The organism is Pseudoalteromonas sp. SIMBA_162 (assembly GCF_046535955.1).
Classification (GTDB): domain Bacteria; phylum Pseudomonadota; class Gammaproteobacteria; order Enterobacterales; family Alteromonadaceae; genus Pseudoalteromonas; species Pseudoalteromonas marina.
Genome location: NZ_JAWJBQ010000754.1, coordinates 1 through 255, shown reverse-complemented (window position 1 = coordinate 255; position 255 = coordinate 1). Strand labels below are relative to the sequence as shown.

At 35.3% G+C, this 255-nt stretch carries 1 protein-coding gene; it reads left to right on the top strand.

Going from position 1 to position 255, the window contains the following annotated elements:
- Positions 1-20: 20 nt before the first annotated feature.
- On the top strand, positions 21-255 hold a 235-nt coding region (locus R0J88_RS21700), incomplete at its 3' end, for a terminase TerL endonuclease subunit (protein WP_410901133.1).

The window sequence follows — 255 nt, the reverse complement described above, 5'->3', positions numbered from 1 at the left end:
CTGCTTTAGCTCAGACTGTCTTGAATGAACTTGAAGAGTATGAACAAATAGAAGTTAGGCAAAAGGCTACGGTTGTTTCTCAGCCAGCAGTTGATTTTCGATTGTGTGTGATTGATAGAAGAATATTACATAGCAACAACCCTTTATTAACAATGTCGATAAATAATGCTGTTACTGTTCGATTTAACGATCTTATTAGATTGGATAAGGAAAAGAATCGGGAGAAGATTGATCCTATAGTAGCTACAATAACAG